Genomic DNA, 25,705 nt, shown 5'->3' with positions numbered 1-25,705 from the left:
CCTTCCGGGACGTAATGCCCGGATTGCTGATATCCGACTACGGAATCAGCAACGGTCAGCTGAGCAGTTTGCGGGCGGCGGCCTCGATGTCGTCCTCCGACAGCAGCACGTGACGCGAGGCGTCTCCCAGGGGAACGAAGCTGTCGGAGGAGGTGACCCGGGCGATCCTGCCGGTGAAGCCCGCGTCCAGCAGTTCGGCGACGACGCCCTCGGAGACCCCGCCGGTACGGCGGGTCTCGTCGGCGATCAGCACGTTGCCGGTCAGCTCGGCCGCGCGCATCAGGTCGTCCACCGGGAGCGGGGACAGCCAGCGCAGGTCCACGACCCGGCAGCCGTAGCCCTCGGCGGTGAGCCGTACCGCGGCGCGCAGGCTCATCCGCACCCCGTTGCCGAACGTGACGATGGTCAGGTCGCGGCCCTCGCCGTAGCTGCGGGCCCGCCCGATCGGGACGTGCGTCTCGGCCCAGCGCGACGGCGGGGCGTACGGCGAGAGCCAGCCGTTGTCGCCGTCATCGAACAGGTCCCGGGTGTTGTACAGGGCGATCGGCTCAAGGAAGACGCAGACGCTGCCGTCGGTGCGGGCGGCGGCCAGGCAGGTGCGCAGCATCGAGGCCGCGTCGTCGGGCCGCGCGGGGGAGGCCACGACCAGGCCGGGGATGTCGCGCAGCGCGGAGACGGAGTTGTCGTTGTGGAAGTGACCGCCGAAGCCCTTTTGGTAGGCGTAGGAGGCGACGCGGACCACCATCGGGTTGCGGAAGGCGCCGCGGGAGAAGAAGGACAGCGTCGCCGCCTCGCCCCTGATCTGGTCGAGGGCGTTGTGGAGGTAGGCGAGATACTGGATCTCGGGCACCGGCAGCAGCCCGGAGACGCCGGTGCCGAGCGCGAGGCCGAGGACGGCCTGCTCGTCCAGGAGGGTGTCGAACACCTGGCCGGCGCCGAAGCGCCGCTGCAGGCCCCGGGTGACGCCGTAGACGCCGCCCTTGCGGGCGACGTCCTCGCCGAACACCAGCATGCCGGGGTCGGCGGCCAGTGTGTCGGCAAGGGTCCGGTTGATCGCCTGGGAGAGGGTCAGCTGCCCCTCCCGCTCCGGGAGCCTGCCGCCGAAGGCCTTCTCCCGGGACGACGCGGCCGTGGACACGGCCGAGGCGGCCGCGGCGACCCGCTCGGGTGAGCGGGGGGCCAGTGGTTCGACGACCTCGGCGGCGGAGGCGAGCCTGGGCCGCCGCGAGCTCTCCAGCGCCATCTTGAACAGGTGCTCGCGCATCGTCTCGTAGTGCGCGAGGATCTCGTCGGGCGTGGCCAGGCCCGCCTCGACCAGCAGCCGGGCCGTGGCGACGAGGGGGTCGCGCCGCAGGTCGGCGTCGATCTCGCGCTTGGTCCGGTAGGACATCTCCACGTCGGAGCCGGCGTGGCCCATCAGCCGTACGGTGCGCAGGTGCAGCAGGGCCGGGGAGCGGTGGGTCCGGACGTGCTCGGCAGCGGAGGCCGCGACGTCGTGGACGTCGGCCAGATCGCAGCCGTCGGCCGCGAAGTACGGCAGCAGCGGGTGGCGGGCGGCCTCCACCCATCCTTCGGGGGTGCGCACGCTGATGCCCAGGCCGTTGTCCTCGCAGACGAACAGCAGGGGCAGCCTCAGCCGCTGGTAGGCGGTGTAGGCGGCGGTGTTGAAACCGGACAGGGCGCTGGCGTGGTTGACCGAGGCGTCGCCGAGGCCGCACACCGCGACGGCGTCCTCCGGCCAGGCGCCCGGCACGCCGAGCGCCCGTGCGCGCTCGATGGCGAACGCCACGCCGACCGCGCGCGGCAGGTGGCTGGCGATCGTGGAGGTCTGCGGGATCACGGCCAGCTCGGGGTGGCCGAAGACCTTGTGGCGGCCCCCGGCGATCGGCTCCTCTGCGGCGGCGGTCAGGCCGAGCAGCACGTCGCGCAGCCCCTCCTCGGGCAGGCGTCCGGCCATCGCCGACCTGGCGAGGTAGAAGGCGCCGGAACGGTAGTGCAGGAGCGCGGGATCGGTGGGACGCAGCGCCGCGGCGACCGCGGCGTTGCCCTCGTGCCCGGCGGAGCCGATGGTGTAGAAGCCCTCGCCCTGCTCGCGGAGCCGGCGCGCCGTGACGTCGAGGAGCCTGCTGCCGAGCTGGAACTCGAACAGCTCCCGGCAGCGGGCCCCGGTCAGGGCGGTGTCGTCCCGCACGGGGAGGGCGGGATCCCGCGGCGTCCCCGCGGCGAGGGCGGTCACGGCCTCGGCGAAGTGTGTCTCAACAGTGTCGCGCGCCACAGCTCGATTATGTCCTCCGAGCTGGGCGCCGTCCCGCGCTTGGCCTCTTTGACCTGACAGACAGGAGTGGAACGGTCTAACTGACACGGATTTTTGACAGTTTGTCATGTTTAACAACCCTTGACCTGTCTAGTACGTCTACTTGAAGTACGACGTGGCACCCTCATGCCGCGTTCAACCAACGGGAGGACACCCGAATGTTGCAACGCACCAGAGCTGCCGTCGCGCTGACCGTGGGCGTCGGGGCACTCGCCCTGGCCCCCTCCGCCATGGCGGCCACAACGGTCGCGGCGGTCGCGGCGGACCCCGTCGTCGCCAGTGTGAAGGTCGACCCCAACCCGATCGTGGTCACCGGATCACCGGTCGGCGCGGAGTTCACCTTCACCACCTCGGGGGCAGGAAAGGTCGACTTCAAGATCAAGGCGCCTGGCGGGGACTGGACGTCCCTGGAGGTCAAGCCCTCTCCGCACGGCCTCGAGTCGAAGTGGACGGCGACGAAGACCTTCGACGTCAGGAGCCGCGAGGGACAGTGGAGCTATCTCGCCGTCGCCCACGGGGAGGACGGTAAGGAGGACCGGTCCTACGGCCGGTTCGCCGTCGACGTCAGGCGGCACCACCACGACCTCGACACCAGGATCGCCGAGTTCAACGCCTGGCCCGAGCCGGTGCGCAAGGGCGGCAGGCTCAACGTCAACGGGCGCCTGCTCGTCGACGGCCGGCACGGCTGGCACGGCTACGCGGACCGTACGGTCGACATCCTGTTCCGCGCCGACGGCTCCTCGCGGTGGGAGAAGGTCGGCTCCGACCGGACCGACCGGTACGGCAGGTTCTCCGAGAGCGGGACCGCCGAGCGGTCCGGGACCTGGCGGGCCGTGTTCGACGGCGGCCGCGGCGTGGAGGGGGCCTACAGCGGCACCGACCACGTGCGGGTCCTGGAGCCCGAGCCCGAGCGCGGCGCCAGCCGTGTCATCCAGTTCAACGCCTCGCCGGAGCCCGTCCGTCACGGCCGGTACCTGAGCTTCACCGGCAGGCTCCAGATCGACGACTCCGGCTGGGAGGGCTACCGCGCCAAGGTGGGCCTGTACTTCAAGCCCGCGGGGTCGAGCAAGTGGAGCCACGTCAGGAACACGTGGTCCAACGGCTCCGGCCGCCTCTACACCAAGGCCAAGGCCTACCGGTCGGGTCACTGGAAGTTCGTCTTCGCCGGTGACGACGACTTCCGTCCCGACTCCAGCGGCAGCGACTACGTCAGGGTGATCAGGCACTGACGTCCGCTCCGGCGCCGCCCCCTCCAGGGGCGGCGCCGGCCGGTCCGGATGCGGCCCGGGCGCTTCGGCGCCCGGGCCGTTCCCATGCCCGGCTCCATGCGCCTCCGGCCCGCCCGACTCGCGGCCCGGTACGGCCGGGCGGCTTTTCATCCCCCTGGGTAAATCCCATGTGATGGCGGGTTTTTTGGTGCGTACTTGGCCGTTCGCCCGGTGATTTCCCGCTCTAAATCCCTTCATATCGGCATCCACCCCTACGGCCGCGATGGCCTGGTCTTATAGCTGAATACCGTGATATTCCTCCCCAGTCACTCATGCGCCGATCGAGATGATCAGTCACTTTTATCGGGGAAGCCATCCGCCTTTCTGAAGGTCGTTTTGCCGTCAGCAAACATGGCCGGTGCGAGCATCTATTCAGAGCATCACCGATCATGACAAGGGGGAGGAATGCTCCGAAAACTTATTCCGCTTCTGGCCGCGATCACCGTGGCCGGATCGATGGCCGCCACCTCGGCGGTGGCGGCGGAGGCCGCGTCCGCGCCCGCCGCCCGCACGGCGGTGGCCGAGGGGACGTCCGCGGCGAAGGGGGCGGCCAAGGAGGCCACCTGCCAGCCCGGTTCGCCGTGCGCGTACGCCAACTGCGGCCCGGGCCGGGTCTGCGTGCCCCATCCCAGGCAGTGCCTGACGCTGCCCTGCCCGCAGTACGACTGCGTGCCCTCGGGTTACCCGAGGCCGCCGGTGTACTACCCGCCGTACCCGTACCCGAGGCCGCCGGTGTACTACCCGCCGTACCCGTATCCAAGGCCGCCGGTGTACTACCCGCCGTACCCGTACCCGAGGCCGCCGTACCCGCCGGTGGGATACCCGCCGTATCCGAGGCCGCCGTATCCGCCGGTGGGGTACCCACCGTCGTACCCGCCGCCGCACCCGCTGCCGCGCCCGATGACGGCTCCGGGCAGCTGACACCCCACCAGGCTCGGCGGCCCCGCCTGAGTCGTTGACGGCGGCGGACCCACGGGTCCGCCGCCGTTAGCGTTCCTTAACCACGACCGTGGCGAGCGCAGCGCGGGCCATCCCGCGCAGCAGCCCGGCCATCAGCTCGGGCGCGAGGTCGCCCGCGCTGTGCGGCGTGGAGTTGAGCAGCCCGAAGACGGCGTGGGTGGCGGCGCGCAGCCGCGCCGCGGGGCAGGAGGGATAGATCTCGCTCAGCACGGTCACCCACTCCTCCACGTACAGCCGCTGCAGGCGCCTGATCCGGCGCCGGGCGGGCTCGGGGACGTTGCCGAGTTCGCGATCGTGCACGGTGATCAGCGCCGGATGGCTGAGCGCGAACTCGATCTGCCCGTTGAGCAGGGCGTCCAGGGCATGTTCTGCGTCGGGGGCCTCGGTGACGCACCTTCCCGCCGAGGCGTGCAGGCGCTCGCTGACGTCCAGCAGCATCTCGGCCAGCAGGGCCTCCTTGCCGCTGAAGTGCCGGTAGAGGGCGGGGCCCGAGACGCCGACCGCGCCGCCGATGTCCTCGATGGACACACCGTGGAAGCCGCGCGCGGCGAACAGCGCGGCGGCGGCGTCGAGTATCTCCACGCGTCGCGAGCCGCGGGCGCGAGCGGAGGCCGGAGCGGTCGTCACACCCGCATGGTAGACGCTGACGTTAACGATGACTAACATCTTCGGTGAAGACGACGTTGTCATCCACCGGCCCGCGGCGACGCGGCCGGGCGGCGGTCGCGGTCGTGACGGCCGGGCCGCCGCGCCGAAGAGGAGAGCGCATGAGTGGCTGGCCGGTGCTGCGAAGCGCCTGCGATCCGGGCGGTGACGCCTTCAAGGGCAACGCCGAGGTCAACGAACGGCTGGTGGCCGAGCTGCGCGAACGCGTCGCCGTGGCCGCGCTGGGCGGCCCGGAGCGGTCGCGGGCCAGACACGTCTCACGCGGCAAGCTGCTGCCCCGCGACCGGGTCGACACCCTCCTGGACCCGGGGTCGCGCTTCCTGGAGCTGTCCCAGCTCGCGGCGAACGGGATGTACGGCGGCGACGCCCCGGCGGCCGGGATCATCACCGGCGTCGGCCGCGTCTCCGGCCGAGAGTGCGTGGTCGTCGCCAACGACGCCACCGTCAAGGGCGGCACCTACTACCCGATGACGGTCAAGAAGCACCTGCGGGCCCAGGAGGTCGCCCTCCACAACCACCTGCCGTGCGTCTACCTCGTCGACTCCGGCGGCGCGTTCCTGCCCCGGCAGGACGAGGTCTTCCCCGACCGCGAGCACTTCGGCCGGATCTTCTACAACCAGGCCACCATGTCGGCGCGCGGCATCCCGCAGATCGCCGCCGTCCTCGGCTCCTGCACGGCCGGCGGCGCCTACGTCCCGGCGATGAGCGACGAGGCGGTCATCGTGCGGAACCAGGGCACGATCTTCCTGGGCGGGCCGCCGCTGGTGAAGGCCGCCACCGGCGAGGAGGTCACCGCCGAGGAGCTCGGCGGCGGCGACCTGCACTCGCGGGTCAGCGGCGTCACCGACCACCTGGCCGAGGACGACTCCCACGCGCTGCGGATCGTCCGCGACATCGTCTCCACCCTCGCCCCGCGCACCTCCGCGCCGTGGGAGCGCGCCGCCCCCCAGGAGCCGGCGCACGACCCCCGCGACCTGTACGGGATCGTCCCGGCCGACACCCGCACGCCGTACGACGTGCGCGAGGTCATCGCCCGGATCGTGGACGGAAGCCGGTTCGGCGAGTTCAAGGCCGAGTACGGCGCCACCCTCGTCACCGGCTTCGCCCGCATCCACGGCCACCCGGTGGGGATCATCGCCAACAACGGCATCCTGTTCGCCGAGTCCGCCCTCAAGGGCGCGCACTTCATCGAGCTGTGCGACCGCCGCTCCATCCCCCTGGTCTTCCTGCAGAACATCAGCGGGTTCATGGTCGGGCGGGCCTACGAGGCCGGCGGCATCGCCAAGCACGGCGCCAAGATGGTCACCGCGGTCGCCTGCGCCAGGGTGCCCAAGCTCACCGTGGTCGTCGGAGGCTCGTTCGGCGCGGGCAACTACGCCATGGCCGGACGGGCCTACTCGCCCCGGTTCCTGTGGATGTGGCCGAACGCCCGCATCTCCGTGATGGGCGGCGAGCAGGCCGCCAACGTGCTGTCCACGGTCGGCGACGCCGACCCCGACGCCATCCGCAGGCAGTACGAGGACCAGGGCAACCCCTACTACTCCACCGCCCGGCTCTGGGACGACGGCGTCATCGACCCCCTCGACACCCGCACCGTCCTGGGCCTGGCCCTGTCCGCCGCGGCCAACGCCCCCCTCGACCCCGTCGGCTACGGCGTCTTCCGGATGTGAGTGCCCCATGACCAACCCTGCAACCAACGACCCGACCGGCCCGGCGGCCGCCCGCCCCGGGGCCGGGCCCGGGATGTTCGACACCGTCCTGATCGCCAACCGCGGCGAGATCGCCCTGCGCGTCATCCGGACGCTCCGGCGGCTCGGCGTCCGCTCCGTCGCCGTGTACAGCGACGCCGACGCCGGCGCCCGGCACGTCCGCGAGGCCGACGTCGCGGTCCGCCTCGGCGGCGGCTACCTCGACATCGACCGGATCCTGGCCGCCGCCGAGGCGACCGGCGCCCAGGCCGTCCACCCCGGATACGGGTTCCTGGCGGAGAACGCCGTCTTCGCCCGGCGCTGCGCCGAGGCCGGGCTGGTGTTCGTCGGCCCGCCGCCCGGGGCCATCGAGGCCATGGGCGACAAGATCCGGGCCAAGGAGACCGTGGCCGCGGCCGGGGTCCCCGTCGTGCCCGGCGGAGCCGAACCCGGCGACGACCTCGTCGCGGCGGCCGAGCGGGTCGGCTTCCCCGCGCTGATCAAGCCGTCCGCGGGCGGCGGCGGCAAGGGCATGGTGCTCGTGCGCTCCGCCGGGGAGCTGCCCGAGGCGCTGGCGTCGGCCCGCCGTACGGCCGCCGCGGCGTTCGGCGACGCGACCCTGCTGATCGAGCGGTTCGTGGACAACCCCCGCCACATCGAGATCCAGGTGATGGCCGACACGCACGGCAACGTCGTCCACCTCGGCGAGCGCGAGTGCAGCCTCCAGCGCCGCCACCAGAAGATCATCGAGGAGGCGCCGTCCCCGCTGCTCGACGAGGCCGCGCGGGCCCGCATGGGCGCGGCGGCGGTCGAGGCGGCCAGGGCCGTCGGCTACGTCGGCGCCGGCACCGTCGAGTTCATCGTCCAGGGCGCCACCGGCGACTACTACTTCATGGAGATGAACACCCGCCTGCAGGTCGAGCACCCGGTCACCGAGCTGGTCACCGGCCTGGACCTGGTCGAGCTGCAGCTCCGGGCCGCCGCCGGCGAGCCGCTGCCGCTCACCCAGGAGGAGGTACGGCTGCGCGGCCACGCCGTGGAGGCCCGCGTCTACGCCGAGGACCCCTCCCGGGGCTTCCTGCCGACCGGCGGCCGGGTCCTGGCACTGCGCGAGCCCGAGGGCGTCCGGGTCGACTCCGGCCTGATGGCCGGCGGGACGGTCGGCAGCGACTACGACCCGATGCTGTCCAAGGTGATCGCCTGGGGTCCCGACCGGGCGAGCGCGCTGCGGCGGCTGGACGGGGCGCTCGCCGGGACGGTCGTGCTCGGCGTGCCGACCAACGTCTCCTTCCTGCGCGCCCTGCTCACCCACCCCGAGGTCGTCTCCGGGGCCCTCGACACCGGCCTGGTCGAGCGCCACCTCGGCGAGCTCGCCGCGGGCGGGGCCGTACCCGCCGACGTGCCGGTCGCCGCCGCCCTGCTCCTGCACCACGAGCGGACGCCCGCCGTGCCGGCCGACCCGTGGGACGTGCCCGACGGCTGGCGGCTCGGGGACGCGGCGTGGACCGCGTGGCGGCTGGAGAGCCGCGACGGCGTGACCGAGGTGCGGGTGCGCGGGCTCCCCGGGTCTCCCGCCGGGGCAGAGGTGCGCCCGGCCGCCGGCGAGGACCGGGCCGCCGGGGCTCCGGAGGACGCCGGCACCGTACGGGCCACGCTGGTCCTGGACGGCGACGACCTGCTCGTCACCCTGGACGGGGTCCGCAGGCGCTACGCCGTCGCCCGCGACGGCGACACCGTCTGGCTGGGCCGTGACGGCGCCTCCTGGGCCCTGACCCGCCACCACCTCGGCGACCCCGGGGACCGCGCGGGCGCGGGCGGCGCGGCCGACGGGGTGGTCCGCAGCCCCATGCCCGGCACGGTCCTGGTGGTCAAGGCCGGGGTCGGGGAGGGCGTCGCCGAGGGCCAGCCGCTGGTCATCGTCGAGGCGATGAAGATGGAGCACACCGTGACCGCGCCGGTCGCCGGCGTCGTCGCCGAGCTGCCGGTGCGGGCGGGCCAGGCGGTCGACATGGACGCCGTGCTGGCGGTCGTCCGGCCGCGGGACGAGGAGGAGGCACGGTGATGCGCGAGCCGTACGCGGTCCGGGAGGCCGGGCTGCCCGACCGGGTCACGATCTACGAGGTCGGGCCGCGCGACGGGCTGCAGAACGAGAAGGCGGTCGTGCCCGTCGAGGTCAAGGCCGAGTTCGTCACCCGGCTGGCCGCGGCCGGGCACCGGGTGATCGAGACGACCAGCTTCGTGCACCCCAAGTGGGTGCCCCAGCTCGCCGACGCCGCCGAGCTGCTGGGCCTCGTCGAGAAGGTCCCCGGCGTGCGCTACCCGGTGCTCGTCCCCAACGAGCGCGGCCTGGACCGGGCGCTGGAGCACGGCGTCGAGGAGATCGCGGTCTTCGCCAGCGCCACCGAGACCTTCGCCCGCCGCAACCTCAACCGCACGCTCGCCTCGCAGTTCGAGATGTTCGAGCCGGTCGTGGCGCGGGCGCTGGAGCACGGACTGCGGGTGCGGGCGTACGTGTCGATGTGCTTCGGCGACCCCTGGGAGGGGCCCACCCCGGTCCGCCAGGTCGTCGGGGTCGGCCGCAGGCTGCTCGACATGGGCTGCTTCGAGCTGTCGCTCGGCGACACGATCGGCGTCGGCACCCCCGGGCACGTCACCGCACTGATCGGCGCGTTCGGCGGGCCCTCCGGCCTGGCCGTGCACTTCCACGACACCTACGGTCAGGCCCTGGCCAACACCCTGGCCGCGCTGCGGGCGGGCGTGACCGTGGTCGACGCCTCCACCGGCGGCATCGGCGGCTGCCCGTACGCCGGGAGCGCCACCGGCAACCTCGCCACCGAGGACCTGGTGTGGATGCTGCACGGCCTCGGCGTCGAGACGGGTCTCGACCTCGCCTCGCTGGTGGAGACCAGCACCTGGCTGGCCGCGAGGCTCGGCCGTCCCAGCCCTTCCCGGGTCGTCCAGGCGCTGGGGGAGACCCCCACCGGCGCGGCCGGCCCCGACGTCAAGGAGTAGTGACGATGCCCAAGCTCGGCGACGAGTACGAGGACCTGCGCAAGACCGTCGAGGCGTTCGCCCGCGACGTGGTCGCCCCGGTGATCGGGGACTTCTACGAGCGCGAGGAGTTCCCCTACGACATCGTGCGGCAGATGGGCGCGATGGGCCTGTTCGGCCTGCCGATCCCCGAGGAGCACGGCGGCATGGGCGGCGACTACTTCGCCCTGTGCCTCGCCCTGGAGGAGCTGGCCCGCATCGACTCCAGCGTGGCCATCACCCTGGAGGCCGCGGTGTCGCTGGGCGCGATGCCGATCTACCGGTTCGGCACCGACGCCCAGCGCGCCGAGTGGCTGCCCCGGCTGGCGGCGGGCGAGACGCTCGGAGCCTTCGGCCTCACCGAGCCGGGCGGCGGCTCCGACGTGCCCGGCGGCATGCGCACCACCGCCGTGCCGGACGGCGACGAGTGGGTGATCAACGGCTCCAAGGCGTTCATCACCAACTCCGGCACCGACATCACCGGCGTCGTCGGGGTGGCCGCCATCACGGGCAGCCGCCCGGACGGCAGGCCGGAGATCTCCACGATCCTGGTGCCGTCGGGCACGCCCGGCTTCACCGTCTCCAAGAAGTACTCCAAGGTCGGCTGGAACGCCTCCGACACCCGCGAGCTGTCCTTCTCCGACTGCCGGGTCCCGGCGGCCAACCTGCTCGGCGAGCGGGGCAGGGGTTACGCCCAGTTCCTGCAGACCCTCGACGAGGGCCGCGTCGCCATCGCCGCCCTCTCGGTCGGCCTGGCCCAGGGCTGCGTGGACGAGTGCCTGCGCCACGTCCGCGAGCGCCAGGCGTTCGGCCACCCGATCGGCCACTACCAGGCCATCCAGTTCAAGATCGCCGACATGGAGGCCAGGACCCACACCTCCCGCCTGGCCTACTACCACGCCGCCGAGCGGATGCTGGCCGGGGAGCCGTTCAAGAAGGAGGCGGCCATCGCCAAGCTCGTCTCCAGCAACGCCGCGATGGACAACGCCCGCGACGCCACGCAGATCTTCGGCGGGTACGGCTTCATGAACGAGTACCCGGTCGGCCGCTTCTACCGCGACGCCAAGATCCTGGAGATCGGCGAGGGCACCAGCGAGGTCCAGCGCATGCTCATCAGCCGCGAACTGGGCCTCGCCGACCTCTGATCGGCCGCGGGGCCTTCGAGGACATGCCGGGCGTGCGACGAGGAAGATCCCTTCCGCCGCCGTCGCACGTCCGGATGACACACTCCACGTAACTCAGACATTCCGTTCGTGAAGCATGACCGCCATCTCCTCGAAGGAAACGGATCCCGCGGTGCCCTCGGATGCCGCCTCGTCGGCCAGCCGGTTCAGCCATGACTCCTCGGCCTGTCCGACGAGACGACGCGGGCGCCTGCGGGTCTCTGTCACTGGTTCGGCCACCGGCTCGTCCATGTCACGAACGTAGCCGATGCGCCTGAGGCGGCGGCGGGTGTTCCGTACGGCTAGCAGTCGCAACCGCAGCCGTCACAGCCGCAGCCGTCGCCGCCGCAGTTGCAGCAGTCACAGCAGTCACAGCAGTTCCCGCAGTCCGTGCAGCCGTCGCAGCCGCTGCCGCAGTCGCAGCGGTCCCAGCACGACTTGTAGCGCTCCTCGTCCCACGGCGGCCGGTACAGCCCGCAGGTGCAGCAGGTCATCGCGGCGCACGCGATCGACAGCAGGCCCCCGGGGTCGGGCTTGAGACGCGGGTCGCGCGGCGGCGCCTCGGGAGGCCCCGGCACCCCGGGGACCTCCTGCCGCTCCCGGCCCGCCAGGGCGAAGACGCGGTCGGCCGAGCGACGGGTCTCCTTCACCAGCAGCGCCCGCACCAGCGTGCGCCGCTCCAGGTCCAGGTCGGCCACGGCCAGTTCCAGGCCGAGCAGTGCGTCGTCGGCGTGCCGCCGGGCGGCGGCGAGATCGGTGCCGGAGGCCGTCAGCGGGTTGTAGGCGCCCGTCGCCCGGTCGCCGTCCAGGTCCTCCACCGCGTCGAGCAGGTGAGCCAGGCGGCCGAAGTGGCGTCCCGCCTCCATGAGCGTCTCGCGGTTGTGCGGTTTCCCGGCGAGCAGCGCGGTGTGCCCGAAGGCGGCGGCGACCGCCTCCTCGGCGGGCGCGGTGAGCTCCAGGAGCCCCAGGCCCGGCGTGCTCTCCAGCCGTGCCTGCGCCTCGGCCGCGCGCAGCAGCGGCTCGGGGACGAACCCGAGGTCGCCGGCCGTACGGACGCCCGCGGCCGACCAGCGGGCGGCGACCTTCCCCGCGGCGAGGGCCACGGGGCGGCGGGCGTAGGCGCCGTCGCCGTCGGCGACGTGGTCGGCGACCTTGCCGGCCGCCAGGATCAGCGAGACCGCCGCGGCCAGCCGTACCCCCTCGGCCTCGGCGACGTCGGCGCCCTTGAACCCGCGCAGGGCGCAGGCCCCGGCCCGGCGGCGCGCGGCGGGGGTGGTCGCCTGCGCCTCGGTGAGGACCGAGACGAGCAGGCCGTCATAGTTGGTCACCAGCCGGGCGGCGTGGCCGTGCTCGTCCCGCAGGGCGAGGCAGAGCCCGCACAAATGCGCCATCCACTCCTTGAACAACCCGCCGCACATCCCGTGGCGGCACGGCCGAACGATCCCGAACACATGAGCTCCCTGGTGCGAATGGGATAAATGGTGCCATCTATCGGTCGCACCGCGTGCACGGGAAGAGGACTCCGAGGTGATCCGGACGCACGCGCCGTCAGACCTTGACGACGACGGCTTCCCGGCCGCAGAGCACGGCGAGGTCTTCGGGGTCGGAGGTGAGGACGGTGACGGGGCCGGGGCCGCGATCGCGCATGGCGTCGATCGCGGCCGGGTCGTGGTCCTCGTCCTCGGGAAGAAGTGAAACTTTCAACGGTTCCGGGGGGCGTAGTCGCAGGTCGCGACTGCGGAGCGGCGGGGACGGGCCGTGTTCACTGGAGGCGGGGGAGGGGGACTCGTTAGTGTGGGAGCGCTCCCACCCCCTGCTCAAGGAGTCCCCATGCGAAGAAGGCCGATCCTCGCCGCGCTCGGCGCGGCCCTGGCCGTGGCCACCGGCGTCGCGGCGTCCGTGGCGTCGTTGGCCTCCGGTGCCGCCGCGGCCGACTCCCCCTTCTACGTCGACCCGGAGACCGGCGCGGCCAAGTGGGTCGCGGCCAACCCCGGTGACTCCCGAACGCCGGTCATCCGCGACCGGATCGCCGCCGTCCCGCAGGCCCGGTGGTTCACCACGACCAACACCTCCACCGTGCGAGGCCAGGTGTCGGCGTTCGTCGGCGCCGCCGCGAGCGCCGGCAAGACGCCCATCCTGGTGGTCTACAACATCCCCAACCGCGACTGCAGCGGCGCCAGCGCCGGCGGCGCGCCGAGCCACACGGCCTACCGGCAGTGGATCGACGAGGTCGCCGCGGGCCTGCAGGGACGCCCCGCGTCGATCATCCTGGAGCCCGACGTCCTGCCGATCATGACGAGCTGCATGAACTCGTCCCAGCAGCAGGAGACCAACGCCTCCATGGCGTACGCCGGCAAGAAGCTCAAGGCCGCCTCGTCGTCGGCGAAGGTCTACTTCGACATCGGCCACTCGGGCTGGCTGTCCGCCTCCGACGCCGCCGCCCGCCTGAAGGCCGCCGGCATCGCCGACAGCGGTGACGGCTTCTCCCTCAACGTCTCCAACTACCGCTGGACCTCCACCGAGGTCGCGTACGCCAAGAACATCATCTCCGCCACCGGGATCTCCCGGCTGCGCGCCGTGATCGACACCAGCCGCAACGGCAACGGCCCGCAGGGCAGCGAGTGGTGCGACCCGGGGGGCCGGGCGATCGGCACGCCGAGCACGACCAGCACCGGCGACTCGGCGATCGACGCGTTCCTCTGGATCAAGCTTCCCGGTGAGTCTGACGGCTGCATCGGCCCGGCCGGGCAGTTCGTGCCGCAGCGCGCCTACGAGCTGGCCATGGCGGCCCCCTGGCCCACGGTCCCGCCCACGGTGACCCCCACGCCCACGGTGACCCCCACCTCCACCCCGACCCAGACCCCCACGACGCCTCCGCCCGGCGACCGGACCTGCACGGCCGACTACAAGGTCGTCAGCTCCTGGCAGGGCGGCTTCCAGGCCGAGGTGACGGTGCGGAACACCGGCGGGCAGAGCATCAACGGCTGGACGGTGAACTGGACCTTCTCCAGCGGCCAGACCATCACCCAGCTCTGGAGCGGTAAGTACACCCAGAGCGGTTCCGCCGTCACGGTGAAGAACGTCGACTACAACGGCGCCCTCCCCTCCGGCGGCACCACGTCCTTCGGCTTCACCGGCAACGCGCCCGGAACCTCCGGCGCGCCGGCCTCGGTCGGCTGCGCCGCCGCCTGACCCGGCGGCGCGGCCCCTGCCCGGTACGGCTCGCGCGGACCACGCGCCCCCGCGCGCGGGCCGTACCGGCTCCCGTCCCGCCCCGCGGCCCTCACGGTGCCGCGGGGCGGGCTTTCGCGTGCCTACGTGCCCGCCGTGTCCGCCGTGTCCCTCGTGTCCGCCGGACCGGCCTCGGAGGGTGACGCCATCGCCGCCGCGGCCCTGGACATGATCCGCGTCATGCCGGCCAGTTCCTCGGGGGTGAGCCGGTCGATCAGGAACGCGCGGACGACGGCCACGTGGCCGGGGGCGGTCTTCTCCAGGCAGCGCATGCCCCGGTCGGTCAGCACGGCGAGGACGCCCCGCTCGTCGGACGGGCAGGCCGCCCGCTCGACGAGACCGCGTTTCTCCAGCCGTCCGACCTGGTAGGTGAGCCCGCTCTTGGAGACCACGGCCCTGCGTGCGAGCTCGGTCATGCGCATGCGGCGTCCGGGGGCGGCGGAGAGCTTGGCGAGGATCTCGTACTGGGCGTGGGTCAGCCCCGAGTCGGCCTTCAGTTGCTCCTCGATGCGCCGTTCGAGCATGTGCGAGGCGGTGAGATAGGCCATCCAGGCGCCCATCTCGGCCTCGCTCAGCCATGGGGTGTCCTTCACGGGCCCAGTGTACGGGTTGTTCAAATTTGAACTAGCGGCTAGGTTGTTGTTCAAATTCGAACTGACAGAGGAGTGGCAATGCTCGACCGGATTCGGCCCTTCGCCCTGCTGCTGGGGAGGATCGGCATCGGAGTGATCTTCCTCGTCCACGGGTGGCAGAAGTTCACCACCATGGGGATCTCCGGGACGACGGCGTTCTTCGAGCAGGTCGGCATCCCGCTGCCTGGCCTGGCGGCCCCGGCGGTGGCCGTGCTGGAGGTCGTCGGCGGGATCGCGTTCATCGTCGGCGCGGCGCTGCCGGTGTTCGGCGTCCTGCTCGCCCTGGACATGGCCGGCGCGATCGTCTTCGTCCACGGGGCCAACGGGTTCGCGGCCGACAAGGGGGGATACGAGTTCGTCCTGGCCCTCGCCGCGGCGGCCCTGGCCATCGGCTTCAGCGGCGGCGGGGCGCTGGCCGTGGACGGCCTGTGGCGGCGGGGCCGCCGGACCGAGGCCGTGACCGTCTGAGACGGCCCGCCCGGCCGTGGAAAGAGACCGGGCGGGCAGGGGGAGGCTCAGCCGGGGAGCTGGGCCTCCAGACGGTAGCCGTCCACGGTGACGTACACCTGGTCGCCCGGCCGGGCGTTCAGGCGCATGAGCACCGGTTGGAGCGAGTCGAAGACGGGCTGGTCGCGCCAGACCAGCACCACCGCGTTGTCACCGGGGCCGGTCACCGACAGGAGCGTGCCCGGACGCATGCCCAGCCTGGTGGCGTACCCCTCGGGCACCGCCACCGGGCCGCCCCGCAGGTGCTCGCTGGTCACCTCGATCCGCTGCCAGCGGCTCGGGTCGGTGCCCGGACCGGAGGAACTCGGCGGACCGGACGGCGGGTGCAGCGGGGCTCGCCGGCTGGATACCAGGTGCGGGCGGCCGTTGCCGGACAGGGCCGACAGGGTCGCCAGCGCGGCGCGCGGATCGATGGAGCCGGGGTTGACCTGCGGGATCGGCTGACCGCCGCGATGGTTGTTGTGGGCGTTGGAGCCCGGGGTGCGGCGCGGGAGCTGCCCGCCCTGGCCGGGGGAGCCGCCGCCCTGCTGCGGGGAGCCCTGGTTCCCGGCCGGAGAGTTGTTCAGGGCGACCAGCCACGCCGGGGCGGAGTGGGCGCGGATGCCGAGCTGGCGTTCCATGAGCGCGACCACGTCGGCGTCGGACGGCTGCCCGGCCAGCAACTGGCGGGTCCGGTCGCGCAGCCCGCCGAGATCCCCGACGACCAGCCAGCCGTCCTGGAGCCGCCGGTCGGGCATGAGCGTGACCAGCACGCGCCACAGCGGTGTGCGGAGCGTGGGGACCTCGACCGGGTGCGCCGGATCGGCCGCGATGAGCTGCTCCTCGGTCGCCGCCGAGCCCAGCCACTCGGTGAGCCCGAACATGTGACCGGTGAGCGGGGCCGACTCCGGCGAGCGCAGCCACAGCAGGATGCGTTCCTCGGCGGTGCGCTGGGCCGCCGACAGGGCGTCGCGGCCGGCGTTGAGCCTGTGGGCGAGGGCCCGCAGGCTGATCGGGTCGACGGCGAACAGCCGTTCCACGGCGACCGCGAGCTCCAGCGGGTTCCAGTCGCGGAACATGTTCTCCACCAGGCGGACCAGCGGGTAGTCGCTGAGATCCACCTGCGGCCGCGCCGGCGCCTGCGCCGCGGCGGGCTCGGCCTGCGGTACGGCGGGCGCGGGCTGCTGCTGCGCGGCCGGTGCGGCGGGCTGCGGCGCTCCGGGAGCGGGGGACTGGGCGGGCACCGAGACGGCGGGTGGCGCGGCCGGCGCGGGCGGGGGGGCCTGCGCGGCCGGAACCTGCCGCTCGGGGGCCGCCGGAGTCGCCGCCGGGGCGGCCGTACGGTTCTCCGCGGTCGTTCCCGCAGCCGTCCCGGCCTGCTCCGTGAGCCCGGGAGCCCCGGAGATCCCGGGAACGCGGCCCAGCACCTCGTGGAACACGGCCGTCACCACGGCCTCGGGGCCGATCTGACCGGGCGTGCCGCCCAGGTCGGCGGAGGTCAGCCGGCGCAGCCGGGACCAGCCGCCCAGCGCGGTGATGGCCGCGCGGGCCGGCTCCGGCCATCCGGGCAGGGTGGGATCGACGGTGTGCACGTGCAGGGCGGGCAGCACGTCGCTCAGCGGCAGGTGATCCCAGCGCGACACGGAGAGCCGGGCGAGCCGGTCGCAGATCCAGTCGAGCCCGGCGGTGCCGAGGGCCTTGTTGAGGGTGACCGAGGACCACCAGCCGGCGGGCAGGCGGGGATCGGAGAGGGCTTCGGCGACCTGCTGCGGCCTGCTCCAGCGCAGGGCCGGTACCAGATCACTCAGGCAGATCGATGAATCGGCATCCATCGGTGGACCGCAACCTCCCCAAAGTGACGCATGTGGCTAATGGTGCAGCTTACGCCGCAAGCTATCAATTGGTGATAAGAGGATAAAGCTCGTTGGTACCCACTTCGGACCCGGAGACGCGCGGCCGTCCGCCGACGGCGGTCACCGCCTCGGCCCCGGCCCGGCGTCCCGCGTCCAGCGCGGCCTCGTCGTCAGCCCCTCTCAGCAGGGCGGTCAACAAGCCCGCGGCGAACGCGTCACCGGCCCCGGTCGAGTCAACCACTTCCGCGGGCAGTCCGGGAACCCGGGCGGTCAACTTTCCGCCGCGGGCCATCAGCGCCCCCCGGGAGCCGAGTTTCACGGCGGCGGCGCCGTACCGCAGGCTCAGCCGTTCGGCGGCGCCCTCGGCGGAGGGCTCGCCGGTGAGCAGACGCGCCTCGTCGAGGTTCGGGATGACCATCCGGGCGGACAGGGTCTCCTCGACGAACCGCTCGGCGCCGAAGGACCGCAGGAACCCGGTCGAGGCCGGATCGACGCTGGCCGTGACGCCGCGCCGGGCGGCCTCCGCCAGGGCCACCCGGGAGAGCCGGAGCCCCGGCTCGGCGAACAGCGTGTAACCCGAGAGGTGCAGGTGGCCGACCCCGTCGAGCAGGCTCTCGTCCCAGTCGTCGGTGCCGATGTGCCCGCCCGCGCCCCGGTTGGTGAGCATGGAGCGCTCGCCGGTCACGTCGACCATGGCGATGACCACCGCGGTCGGCCGCTCGGGGTCCACCCGCAGGTGCGGGCGCACCCCCCGGCGCCGCAGCTCGGCGGCGTGCCACTCGCCCGTGTCGAAGCCGACCCGCGTCAGGATCCGCGCGTCGGCGCCCAGGTGGGCGGCCCAGGAGGCCGTGTTGGCCCCCGAGCCGCCCGGACGCAGCACGATGTCGGCGGCCGTGTCGGTCCCGACGGCGAGGTGGGCCAGGGTGGTGCCCCCGTGGAGCGCGACGACGTCGGTGACCACGTCGCCGATGACCAGCAGGCCGGTTGTGCTCACGGTTTCCTCAGTTTCCCCGGCTCCACGCCGCCGCGATCAGCCCGGCGACGCGGGCGTTGCCCCGCACGGCCGCGAGGTTGGCCTCCAGGGAGGCGCCGTCGGTGCCCTTGACCAGGTAGTCCAGCAGGAACGGGGTGATCGCCTGACCGCTGACGCCCTGCCGTTCGGCCGCCTCCAGCGCCTCGGCGAGCACCCGGTCGTGCAGGGCCGGGTCGAGCTGCCGGTCGCGCGGCACCGGGTTGGCGACGATCAGCGCGGTCTCCGGCCCGCCGAGCGCGTCCTGGGCCCGCATGACGCCCGCCGCCTCCTCGGGGGTCTCGATCCGCCAGTCCACCCGCTCGCCGGAGGTGTGCAGGTAGAAGCCGGGGAACTCGCCGGTGCCGAAACCGGCGACGGTGACCCCGCGCGTCTCCAGCCGCTGCAGGGTGGCCGGCACGTCCAGGATCGACTTCACCCCCGCGCAGACGACGGTGATGCGGGTACGGCTCAGCATGTCGATGTCGGCCGACTCGTCCTGGGTCTCGACCCAGCCGCGGTGCACGCCGCCCAGGCCGCCGGTGGCGAAGACCCGGATGCCCGCGCGGGCCGCGAGGAACGAGGTCGCCGACACCGTCGTCGCGCCGCTGACCCGCAGCGCGGCGGCGGCGGCGGGCAGGTCGCGGAAGCCGAGCTTGCGCAGCCCCGGCTCGGTGGCGATCCGCTCCAGCCCGCCCTCGTCCAGGCCGATGCGCGCCACCCCGTCCAGCACCGCGATCGTCGCGGGCACCGCCCCGGCGTCCCGGACGATCCGCTCCAGCTCGGCCGCGACCTCCAGGTTGCGGGGCTGGGGCAGGCCGTGGGAGATGATCGTGGACTCCAGTGCCACGACCGGGGCGCCCCGTTCCAGTGCCTCGGCCACCTCGCCGGACGGTCGGAGCACGCTTTCGATGGGCTGCTGGGTGGTACTCATGAGCGGTCTCTGTCTCCCTGTGCGGGCCGGCTCGTCGCCCTTTTGGAACGGTGTAACCGGGATTGCTGCTTCCGGGACGATCACGTTACGGCCGTCCAGGAGGGACGTCCACCCGTGGAACCGCCGGGAACGCCACGTCCGCGCGCCGGTGGCGCGGGGCGGGGCGTGGCCGGGGCCCGTTCCCCTTCCGGGGTCGACGCCTCCCACCGGCGGCGGGAGGCCGGCGGCGGGTGACACCTGCCTCTCATCGGAGAGGTACCCGCCTTACCGTCTGAGCGGTAATGAGAAGTGGCCTATAGACCGTTTTGTCACCTTCGCTATATGGTGCCGGACATGGCCGGGCGTCGCCCCCACCGCCTCCGAGAGCCTTTCGAGGGATGCCGAGTGTTCCGTTCCCGGTATGACGCAGTGATCGCGGGCGGCGGCCACAACGGCCTGGTCGCCGCCGCCTACCTCGCCCGCGCGGGCCGCCGCGTCCTGGTGCTGGAGCGCCGGGACCACGTGGGCGGCCTCGCGGTGTCGGCGCGGGCCTTCTCCGGCGTGGACGCCCGCCTGTCGCGCTACTCCTACCTCGTCAGCCTGCTGCCCTCGAAGATCGTGTCCGACCTCGGGCTCCGGCTGGAGCTGCGCCGCCGCCGCTACGCCTCCTACACCCCCGTCGGGGACACCGGACTGCTGGTCGACCACGGCGACGAGGCCCGCACCGCGGCCTCCTTCGCCCGGGTGACCGGGGGTGGGACCGACCTCGCGGCCTGGCGGCGCTTCTACGCGCTGACCGGGCACGTCGCCGGACGCGTCGCGCCCACCCTGCTGCGTCCCCTCATGGACCGCCAGGCCATGCGCGGCCTCGTCGGTGAGGAGGCGTGGCGGGAGCTGTTCGAGCGGCCGATCGGCGAGGTCGTGGACGAGCGCTTCGCCGACGACACCGTACGCGGGGTGGTGCTCACCGACGCCCTGATCGGCACCTTCGCCGACCCCTGCGACGACGGCCTGCTGGCCAACCGCTGCCTGCTCTACCACGTGATCGGCGACGGCACCGGTGACTGGAACGTCCCGGTCGGCGGCATGGGCGCGGTCTCCGGCGGCCTCGCCGACGCGGCGCGCTCGGCCGGCGCCGAGATCCTGACCGGCGCCGAGGTCCTCGCCGTCGACCCCGCCTCGGGCGAGGTCGCCTTCCGCGACGCCGGCGGCGAGCACACGGTGCGCGGCGAGCGGGTCCTGGCCAACGTGCCGCCGGCCGTGCTGGCCCGGCTGCTCGGCGGCGACGGGGTCGCGCCGGAGGGGGCGCAGCTGAAGGTCAACATGGTGCTGTCCCGGCTGCCGCGCCTGCGGGACGCCGAGGTGGACCCGGTGGCGGCCTTCAGCGGCACCTTCCACATCAACGAGGGCCGCGACCTGCTCGCCCGCGCGTACGCCGAGGCGTCCGCCGGGCGGATCCCGACCCTGCCCCCGGCCGAGGTCTACTGCCACTCGCTGACCGACCCGTCCATCCTCGGCGCCGACCTGCGCGCCGCCGGGGCGCAGACGATGACCCTGTTCGGCCTGCACATGCCGGCCCGGCTGTTCCGGGAGGACCCGGCCGGGGCGCGCGAGGCCGCGCTGCGGGCCACCCTCGCCTCCGTCGACTCCGTGCTCGCCGAGCCGATCGAGGACTGCCTGCTGCGCGCCCCCGACGGGAGCCCGTGCCTGGAGGTGAAGACCCCGGTGGACCTGGAGGACGAGGCGGGACTGCCCGGCGGGCACATCTTCCACCGGGACCTGTCGTGGCCGTACGGCGAGCCGGGCAAATGGGGGGTGGAGACCGCCTTCGAACGCGTCCTGCTCTGCGGCGCGGGCGCCCGGCGCGGCGGCGGCGTCAGCGGCATCCCCGGCCACAACGCCGCCATGGCCGTCCTGTCCTGAGCGTCGTCCCGCCCTGAGCGCGCTCCCGCTCAGGACGGGGCCTTACGGTCTCAGGACGGGGCCTTCGGCGCGCCCCGGTGACCGGTGGGCGGGTCGTACGGCGTGCCGCCGGGGCTCAGCCGCCGGCGACCAGCCTCGTGGCGACGGTCAGCGCCGTCGCCGACTGCTCCTTCTCGGGCAGGTCCATACCGAAGATCGACAGCGGGACGGTGCCCAGGATGAGGGCGATCACCGCCAGCCGCGCCTCGAACTGCCGGACGGGGTCGTCCCCGGGACCGCTCAGCACCGAGATCAGCGCGATCATGCGCCGCCGCATCTCCTCGCCGGCCGGCAGCCCCGCCATGACGTCCTGGTTGACCTGGGCGAACCGGACGAGCGGCCGCCACTGGTCCTCCAGGAGCGCGGCGATCCGGCGCAGGACCTCCACCCTGGCCTCGGGCGTGCGCGGCTGGGCGCCGGCCCACTCCACGATCTCCTCCATCGAGGCGGTGAGATCCTCGATGACGCCGTTGAGGATGTCCTCCTTGGCCTTGAAGTGGTAGTACAGCGCGGGCCTGGTGATGTCGAGCCGCTCGGCGACCTCCCGCAGTGAGGTCTTCTCGTATCCCCGCTCGGCGAACAGCTCCAGCGCGACCTGCTGGATCCGTTCCCTGGTGTCGCTGCGCCGGGCACCCATCACCGTTCCGCCACTTCCCTCGCGCTTTCTCCGGGACATGCTTGACGGCCGTGCCCTCTTTTACTTACTTTCATGTAAGTAAGTTCAGTGGCCCGGCTCGTGAGGAGTACAACTATGGCCCAGAGCTTCCCCGTTCCGCGCACCTGCCCCTTCGCGCCCCCGGCCGAGTACGCCGAGCTCCGCGAGCAGGCCCCCCTCGTCGAGGCGGAGCTGCCCGGCGGACCGGTCTGGCTGGTCACCCGGCACGCCGAGGCGCAGCGGGTGCTCACCGACCCCCGGATCAGCACCTCCCCGGCCACACCCGGCCACCCCGTCACGAAACTGTCCGCGGAGCAGCCCTCAGAGGAGGAGCGGCGGGCGTTCGCGAGGTTCCAGGCCGGTCAGTTCATCGACATGGACCCTCCCGAGCACGACGTCTACCGGCGGATGCTCATCCCGGAGTTCAGCGTCCGGCGCATCAGGGAGATGCGGCCCGGCATCCAGGAGGTGGTCGACCGGCTCATCGACGACATGCTCGGCAAGGGCTCCCCGGCCGACCTGGTCGAGGCGTTCGGGCTCGCCGTGCCGTCCCTGGTGATCTGCGACCTCCTCGGCGTCCCCTACGCCGACCACGAGTTCTTCCAGTCCAGGACCCGCGCGATGGTCACCGCCGCCCTCGACGACATGCGGGCCGCCCGCGCCGCGGGCATCGAGATCTGGGAGTACCTCGACCGCCTGGTCACCGCGGCCGAACGCTCGCCCGGCGACGGCCTCATCGGGCGGCTGGTGACCGCGCGCCGCGAGACCGGCGAGCTGGACCACGACGCGCTGGTCGGCATGGCGTTCCTGCTGCTGATCGCCGGGCACGAGACCACGGCCAACATGATCCCCCTCGGCGTCCTGACGCTGCTGCGCCACCCCGCCCAGCTCGACGCGCTGCGCGCCGACCCGGCCGGCTGGCCGGACGCCGTCGAGGAGCTGCTGCGCTTCCACTCGATCGTCGACTGGGTCGCCTTCGACCGCGTCGCCACCGAGGACATGGAGATCGGCGGCCGGAAGGTCCGGACCGGCGAGGGCGTCTTCGTGCTCGGCGCCTCCGCCAACCGCGACCCCCGCGCCTTCGACCGGCCCGACGAGCTCGACGTCCGGCGCGGCGCCCGCAACCACCTGGCGTTCGGCTACGGCGTCCACCAGTGCCTCGGGCAGAACCTCGCCCGCGCCGAGCTGGAGATCGCCTACCGCACCCTCTTCGAGCGGATCCCCGGCCTGCGCGTCGTCGGCGAGGACGCCGAGCTGCCGTTCAAGTACGGCGGCCCCATCTTCGGCCTGCACTCGCTCCGGGTCGCCTGGTGACGGCCGCACGAGTGACCGCCGACCGCGGCCGGTGCATCGGCTCCGGGCAGTGCTCCCTCGCCCTGCCCGAGGTCTTCGACGCCGACGAGGAGGGGCTGGTCACCGTGGACGGCGACGCCGCCGCGCGGGTCGGCCCCGCCCGCCTGCGCGGCGCCGTACGGCTCTGCCCGGTCCGGGCCCTGACCCTGGAGGAGGTCCCGGCGCCGGGGGTCCCCTGACACCGGGGAGTCCCCGGCATCGGGGGCCTCCGGCGCAGGGGGAGCGGGAACCGGGGGAGGGGCGGGCGTTCATCCGGCTCTCATGTGGGGCGTCTAGCGTGGGGGCCATGGGTGACGGCAGGGCGGCGCGGGTGCTGGTCGTGGACGACGAGCCCGCGCTCAGGGAGGCGCTGCAGAGCAGCCTGGAGTTCGAGGGCTACCGCGTCGGCGTCGCCCCGGACGGCCAGGAGGCGCTGTCGGTCCTCGCCGGGGAGCCGTACGAGCTGGTGCTGCTGGACGTGATGATGCCCCGCCTGGACGGCCTGACCGCGTGCCGGCGGCTCCGGGCGGCCGGCAACCACGTGCCGGTGCTCATGCTCACCGCCCGCGACGCCGTCGGCGACCGGGTGTCCGGGCTGGACGCCGGGGCCGACGACTACCTCGTCAAACCGTTCGAGCTGGACGAGCTGCTGGCCCGGGTCAGGGCGCTGCTGCGCCGCGGCGCCCTGGCCGTCCCCGCCGCACCCGGCCCCGGCGGCCAGGGCGGCCCCGGCGGCGCCGTGCTGGCCTGCGGCGACCTGCGGATGGACACCGCGGGCCGGGAGGTCACCCGGGCGGGCGAGCGGCTGGAGCTGACCCGCACCGAGTATCTGCTGCTGGAGCTGTTCATGCTGCACCCGCGGCAGGTGCTCACCCGCGAGCAGATCCTCAGCGACGTGTGGGGCTTCGACTTCGAGCCGTCGTCCAACTCCCTCGACGTCTACATCATGTACCTGCGCCGCAAGACCGAGGCGGGCGGCCGTCCCCGGCTGATCCACACCGTCCGGGGCGTCGGCTACGTCCTGCGGGCCGCGCCGTGAGACGCCGTTCCCTGCGCTCGCGGCTGACCCTGCTGGTCGCGGCGGCCGTCGCGCTGGCGATCGCGGTGTGCGCGGGCGCCTGCTGGTTCATCGTCCGCGGCGCGCTGCTGAACCAGGTGGACCGTTCCCTGCTGGAGAAGCCCAAGGGGTCCCCGGCGGGCGCCCAGTGGATGCAGGACTACTGCTCGGGCCGCCTGCCCGCCCTCCCCCCGCTGCCCGATCTGCCCGGTCCCGGCCCGGACACGCTTCCGGAACGCATCAGGCCGCCGCGGATCCTCCCGGTGCAGGTGATCGACGAACGGGGGGGCAGATGCGTCGTCGGCGGGCTCGCCGTCACGGTGACCCCGGCCGACCGCGCACTGGCCGCCGCCCCCGAGGGGACGCGGACGCTGCGGGACGGCGCCGCCGAGGACGGCACCCCGATGCGGGTGCTCACCACGAGCGCCGGGTCGGGCCTGGCCGTGATGGAGTCGCGGCCGCTGGCCGAGTTCCAGTCCACGCTGACCACGCTCGCCTGGATCCTCGCCGGGGTGGCCGCCCTCGGCGTGGTCGGCGCCGCCTCGGCCGGGCTGCTGGTCTCCCGTACGGCGCTGCGCCCGGTCGGCCGGCTGGCCGAGGCCGTCGAGCACGTCGCCAGGACCGAGGACCTCGGCACCCGCATCCCCGTGGAGGGCACCGACGAGATCGCCCGCCTCGGCGCCTCGTTCAACGCGATGACCGCGGCGCTGGCCGGCTCCCGTGAACGGCAGCGGCGGCTGATCGCCGACGCCGGGCACGAGCTGCGCACCCCCCTCACCAGCCTCCGCACCAACGTCGACCTGCTGCTGCGCAGCGAGAACACCGGCCGGCCGCTGGACGCCGAGCCCAAGCGCAGGCTGCTGGCCGGGCTGAAGGCGCAGTTCGAGGAGCTGTCCACGCTGGTGGGGGACCTGCTCCAGCTCGCCCGCGGGGACGGCGACCACGAGCCGCACGTGGAGTTCGCCTTCCACGAGGTGGTGGAGTCCGCCGCGCGCCGCGCCCGGCTCCGCGCCCCCGGCACGCCCATCGAGACCGACCTCGCGCCCTGGTACGTCCACGGCGACCAGGCCGCCGTGGAACGGGCGGTGGTGAACCTGCTGGACAACGCGGTGAAGTTCTCCGGCGGCCCGGTCACCGTACGGCTGCGCGGCGGAGAGCTGGCCGTCCGGGACGCGGGGCCGGGCATCCCGCCCGAGGAACTTCCCTACGTGTTCGACCGGTTCTGGCGGTCGTCGTCGGCGCGGAGCATGCCCGGCTCCGGGCTGGGACTGGCCATCGTGGCGCAGGCGGTACGGGAGGCCGGGGGGCGGGTCTCCCTGGAGAACGCCCCGGGCGGCGGAGTCCTGGCCCGGATGAGCCTGCCCGGCGCGGCCCGCGAGGCGTGACCCCGCTCCCGGGGCGAGGGGAGCCGGGTGCGGATCCCAGTGGTTCACAAGAGCGGTCCGGCATCCTCGGACGCCTTCCCGGGTTTTCTCACCGGCCGTTA

General features: G+C 73.4%; 23 protein-coding genes. 13 read left to right on the top strand and 10 right to left on the bottom strand.

The features are described from left to right. Positions 1 to 55: 55 nt before the first annotated feature. A complete protein-coding gene (locus AB0D67_RS29760; protein WP_362943221.1) occupies positions 56 to 2,275 on the bottom strand; it encodes a thiamine pyrophosphate-dependent enzyme in 2,220 nt (739 codons plus the stop codon). Between the two features lie 197 nt (positions 2,276 to 2,472). On the opposite strand from AB0D67_RS29760, the gene AB0D67_RS29755 reads away from it, so the two are divergent. Further along, the gene (locus AB0D67_RS29755; protein ID WP_362943218.1) at positions 2,473 to 3,543 is read left to right on the top strand and encodes a hypothetical protein; all 1,071 of its coding nucleotides are present in this window, start codon (positions 2,473 to 2,475) and stop codon (positions 3,541 to 3,543) included. A gap of 444 nt (positions 3,544 to 3,987) precedes the next feature. Continuing rightward, a complete protein-coding gene (locus AB0D67_RS29750) occupies positions 3,988 to 4,503 on the top strand; it encodes a hypothetical protein (RefSeq protein ID WP_362943215.1) in 516 nt (171 codons plus the stop codon). A 66-nt stretch (positions 4,504 to 4,569) separates the two neighbouring features. Here the strand turns inward: AB0D67_RS29750 and AB0D67_RS29745 are convergent, their stop codons facing one another. Then, complete coding sequence (locus AB0D67_RS29745) at positions 4,570 to 5,169, bottom strand: TetR/AcrR family transcriptional regulator (protein WP_312873600.1); 600 nt, start codon at positions 5,167 to 5,169, stop codon at positions 4,570 to 4,572. A gap of 140 nt (positions 5,170 to 5,309) precedes the next feature. Here AB0D67_RS29745 and AB0D67_RS29740 point away from each other — a divergent pair, with 140 nt between their 5' ends. From AB0D67_RS29740 to AB0D67_RS29725, 4 genes are all read left to right on the top strand, one after another. Beyond that, positions 5,310 to 6,878: a carboxyl transferase domain-containing protein gene (locus AB0D67_RS29740; RefSeq protein WP_362943212.1), complete on the top strand. Its 1,569-nt coding sequence runs from the start codon at positions 5,310 to 5,312 to the stop codon at positions 6,876 to 6,878. Between the two features lie 73 nt (positions 6,879 to 6,951). Beyond that, the gene (locus AB0D67_RS29735; protein WP_362943230.1) at positions 6,952 to 8,958 is read left to right on the top strand and encodes a biotin carboxylase N-terminal domain-containing protein; all 2,007 of its coding nucleotides are present in this window, start codon (positions 6,952 to 6,954) and stop codon (positions 8,956 to 8,958) included. Continuing rightward, the gene (locus tag AB0D67_RS29730; protein ID WP_362943209.1) at positions 8,958 to 9,908 is read left to right on the top strand and encodes a hydroxymethylglutaryl-CoA lyase; all 951 of its coding nucleotides are present in this window, start codon (positions 8,958 to 8,960) and stop codon (positions 9,906 to 9,908) included. The genes AB0D67_RS29735 and AB0D67_RS29730 overlap by 1 nt, the downstream gene beginning before the upstream one ends. After that, entirely contained in the window at positions 9,908 to 11,071 is a 1,164-nt protein-coding gene (locus AB0D67_RS29725; protein WP_362943206.1) for an acyl-CoA dehydrogenase family protein, read from the top strand. Before AB0D67_RS29730 ends, AB0D67_RS29725 begins: the two co-directional genes overlap by 1 nt. A gap of 93 nt (positions 11,072 to 11,164) precedes the next feature. Here the strand turns inward: AB0D67_RS29725 and AB0D67_RS29720 are convergent, their stop codons facing one another. From AB0D67_RS29720 to AB0D67_RS29710, 3 genes are all read right to left on the bottom strand, one after another. After that, positions 11,165 to 11,341: a hypothetical protein gene (locus AB0D67_RS29720; protein ID WP_362943203.1), complete on the bottom strand. Its 177-nt coding sequence runs from the start codon at positions 11,339 to 11,341 to the stop codon at positions 11,165 to 11,167. Between the two features lie 50 nt (positions 11,342 to 11,391). Continuing rightward, positions 11,392 to 12,540 carry a DUF5685 family protein gene (locus AB0D67_RS29715; protein WP_362943200.1) on the bottom strand — a complete coding sequence of 383 codons (1,149 nt, stop codon included), beginning with the start codon at positions 12,538 to 12,540 and terminating at the stop codon, positions 11,392 to 11,394. Between the two features lie 97 nt (positions 12,541 to 12,637). Continuing rightward, a complete protein-coding gene (locus AB0D67_RS29710; protein WP_362943197.1) occupies positions 12,638 to 12,793 on the bottom strand; it encodes a hypothetical protein in 156 nt (51 codons plus the stop codon). A gap of 126 nt (positions 12,794 to 12,919) precedes the next feature. Here AB0D67_RS29710 and AB0D67_RS29705 point away from each other — a divergent pair, with 126 nt between their 5' ends. Further along, positions 12,920 to 14,281: a glycoside hydrolase family 6 protein gene (locus tag AB0D67_RS29705; protein ID WP_362943194.1), complete on the top strand. Its 1,362-nt coding sequence runs from the start codon at positions 12,920 to 12,922 to the stop codon at positions 14,279 to 14,281. Between the two features lie 122 nt (positions 14,282 to 14,403). Here AB0D67_RS29705 and AB0D67_RS29700 read toward each other — a convergent pair whose 3' ends face one another. After that, positions 14,404 to 14,913: a MarR family transcriptional regulator gene (locus tag AB0D67_RS29700; RefSeq protein ID WP_362943191.1), complete on the bottom strand. Its 510-nt coding sequence runs from the start codon at positions 14,911 to 14,913 to the stop codon at positions 14,404 to 14,406. Between the two features lie 78 nt (positions 14,914 to 14,991). Between AB0D67_RS29700 and AB0D67_RS29695 the strand changes: the two genes are divergently transcribed. Beyond that, on the top strand, positions 14,992 to 15,420 hold the full coding sequence (locus tag AB0D67_RS29695) for a DoxX family protein (RefSeq protein WP_362943188.1): 429 nt from the start codon (positions 14,992 to 14,994) through the stop codon (positions 15,418 to 15,420). Positions 15,421 to 15,467: 47 nt separating this feature from the next. Here AB0D67_RS29695 and AB0D67_RS29690 read toward each other — a convergent pair whose 3' ends face one another. The 3 genes from AB0D67_RS29690 to AB0D67_RS29680 form a co-directional block, all read right to left on the bottom strand. Beyond that, the gene (locus AB0D67_RS29690) at positions 15,468 to 17,270 is read right to left on the bottom strand and encodes a hypothetical protein (RefSeq protein ID WP_362943185.1); all 1,803 of its coding nucleotides are present in this window, start codon (positions 17,268 to 17,270) and stop codon (positions 15,468 to 15,470) included. Positions 17,271 to 17,334: 64 nt separating this feature from the next. Beyond that, positions 17,335 to 18,285: a sugar kinase gene (locus AB0D67_RS29685; protein WP_362943182.1), complete on the bottom strand. Its 951-nt coding sequence runs from the start codon at positions 18,283 to 18,285 to the stop codon at positions 17,335 to 17,337. 7 nt (positions 18,286 to 18,292) lie between these two features. After that, on the bottom strand, positions 18,293 to 19,234 hold the full coding sequence (locus AB0D67_RS29680) for a pseudouridine-5'-phosphate glycosidase (RefSeq protein ID WP_362943179.1): 942 nt from the start codon (positions 19,232 to 19,234) through the stop codon (positions 18,293 to 18,295). A gap of 384 nt (positions 19,235 to 19,618) precedes the next feature. Here AB0D67_RS29680 and AB0D67_RS29675 point away from each other — a divergent pair, with 384 nt between their 5' ends. After that, positions 19,619 to 21,136: an NAD(P)/FAD-dependent oxidoreductase gene (locus tag AB0D67_RS29675; protein WP_362943176.1), complete on the top strand. Its 1,518-nt coding sequence runs from the start codon at positions 19,619 to 19,621 to the stop codon at positions 21,134 to 21,136. 115 nt (positions 21,137 to 21,251) lie between these two features. Here the strand turns inward: AB0D67_RS29675 and AB0D67_RS29670 are convergent, their stop codons facing one another. After that, positions 21,252 to 21,812 carry a helix-turn-helix domain-containing protein gene (locus AB0D67_RS29670; RefSeq protein WP_362943173.1) on the bottom strand — a complete coding sequence of 187 codons (561 nt, stop codon included), beginning with the start codon at positions 21,810 to 21,812 and terminating at the stop codon, positions 21,252 to 21,254. A 114-nt stretch (positions 21,813 to 21,926) separates the two neighbouring features. On the opposite strand from AB0D67_RS29670, the gene AB0D67_RS29665 reads away from it, so the two are divergent. The 4 genes from AB0D67_RS29665 (at position 21,927) to AB0D67_RS29650 (ending at position 25,604) form a co-directional block, all read left to right on the top strand. After that, entirely contained in the window at positions 21,927 to 23,144 is a 1,218-nt protein-coding gene (locus AB0D67_RS29665; RefSeq protein ID WP_362943170.1) for a cytochrome P450, read from the top strand. After that, positions 23,141 to 23,362 carry a ferredoxin gene (locus AB0D67_RS29660; RefSeq protein WP_362943167.1) on the top strand — a complete coding sequence of 74 codons (222 nt, stop codon included), beginning with the start codon at positions 23,141 to 23,143 and terminating at the stop codon, positions 23,360 to 23,362. Before AB0D67_RS29665 ends, AB0D67_RS29660 begins: the two co-directional genes overlap by 4 nt. Before the next feature lie 107 nt (positions 23,363 to 23,469). Then, positions 23,470 to 24,201, top strand: a complete 732-nt coding sequence (locus tag AB0D67_RS29655) for a response regulator transcription factor (protein ID WP_362943164.1) — start codon at positions 23,470 to 23,472, stop codon at positions 24,199 to 24,201. After that, positions 24,198 to 25,604, top strand: a complete 1,407-nt coding sequence (locus AB0D67_RS29650; protein WP_362943161.1) for a HAMP domain-containing sensor histidine kinase — start codon at positions 24,198 to 24,200, stop codon at positions 25,602 to 25,604. The genes AB0D67_RS29655 and AB0D67_RS29650 overlap by 4 nt, the downstream gene beginning before the upstream one ends. Positions 25,605 to 25,705 lie beyond the last annotated feature (101 nt).

This window comes from Streptosporangium sp. NPDC048047 (genome assembly GCF_040653115.1).
In the GTDB taxonomy this organism is placed as follows: domain Bacteria; phylum Actinomycetota; class Actinomycetes; order Streptosporangiales; family Streptosporangiaceae; genus Streptosporangium.
The sequence above is the reverse complement of the archived record's forward strand: the minus strand, read 5'-3'. Positions and strand labels throughout refer to the sequence as shown.

Excerpts from the sequence above, each read along its gene's own strand:
- AB0D67_RS29705 (WP_362943194.1), top strand. The coding sequence starts at position 12,920 with ATGCGAAGAAGGCCGATCCTCGCCGCGCTCGGCGCGGCCCTGGCCGTG.
- AB0D67_RS29735 (WP_362943230.1), top strand. The coding sequence starts at position 6,952 with ATGTTCGACACCGTCCTGATCGCCAACCGCGGCGAGATCGCCCTGCGC.
- AB0D67_RS29740 (WP_362943212.1), top strand. The coding sequence starts at position 5,310 with ATGAGTGGCTGGCCGGTGCTGCGAAGCGCCTGCGATCCGGGCGGTGAC.
- AB0D67_RS29680 (WP_362943179.1), bottom strand. The coding sequence starts at position 19,234 with ATGAGTACCACCCAGCAGCCCATCGAAAGCGTGCTCCGACCGTCCGGC.
- AB0D67_RS29665 (WP_362943170.1), top strand. The coding sequence starts at position 21,927 with ATGGCCCAGAGCTTCCCCGTTCCGCGCACCTGCCCCTTCGCGCCCCCG.
- AB0D67_RS29755 (WP_362943218.1), top strand. The coding sequence starts at position 2,473 with ATGTTGCAACGCACCAGAGCTGCCGTCGCGCTGACCGTGGGCGTCGGG.
- AB0D67_RS29750 (WP_362943215.1), top strand. The coding sequence starts at position 3,988 with ATGCTCCGAAAACTTATTCCGCTTCTGGCCGCGATCACCGTGGCCGGA.
- AB0D67_RS29655 (WP_362943164.1), top strand. The coding sequence starts at position 23,470 with ATGGGTGACGGCAGGGCGGCGCGGGTGCTGGTCGTGGACGACGAGCCC.
- AB0D67_RS29720 (WP_362943203.1), bottom strand. The coding sequence starts at position 11,341 with ATGGACGAGCCGGTGGCCGAACCAGTGACAGAGACCCGCAGGCGCCCG.
- AB0D67_RS29690 (WP_362943185.1), bottom strand. The coding sequence starts at position 17,270 with ATGGATGCCGATTCATCGATCTGCCTGAGTGATCTGGTACCGGCCCTG.
- AB0D67_RS29670 (WP_362943173.1), bottom strand. The coding sequence starts at position 21,812 with ATGGGTGCCCGGCGCAGCGACACCAGGGAACGGATCCAGCAGGTCGCG.
- AB0D67_RS29695 (WP_362943188.1), top strand. The coding sequence starts at position 14,992 with ATGCTCGACCGGATTCGGCCCTTCGCCCTGCTGCTGGGGAGGATCGGC.
- AB0D67_RS29730 (WP_362943209.1), top strand. The coding sequence starts at position 8,958 with ATGCGCGAGCCGTACGCGGTCCGGGAGGCCGGGCTGCCCGACCGGGTC.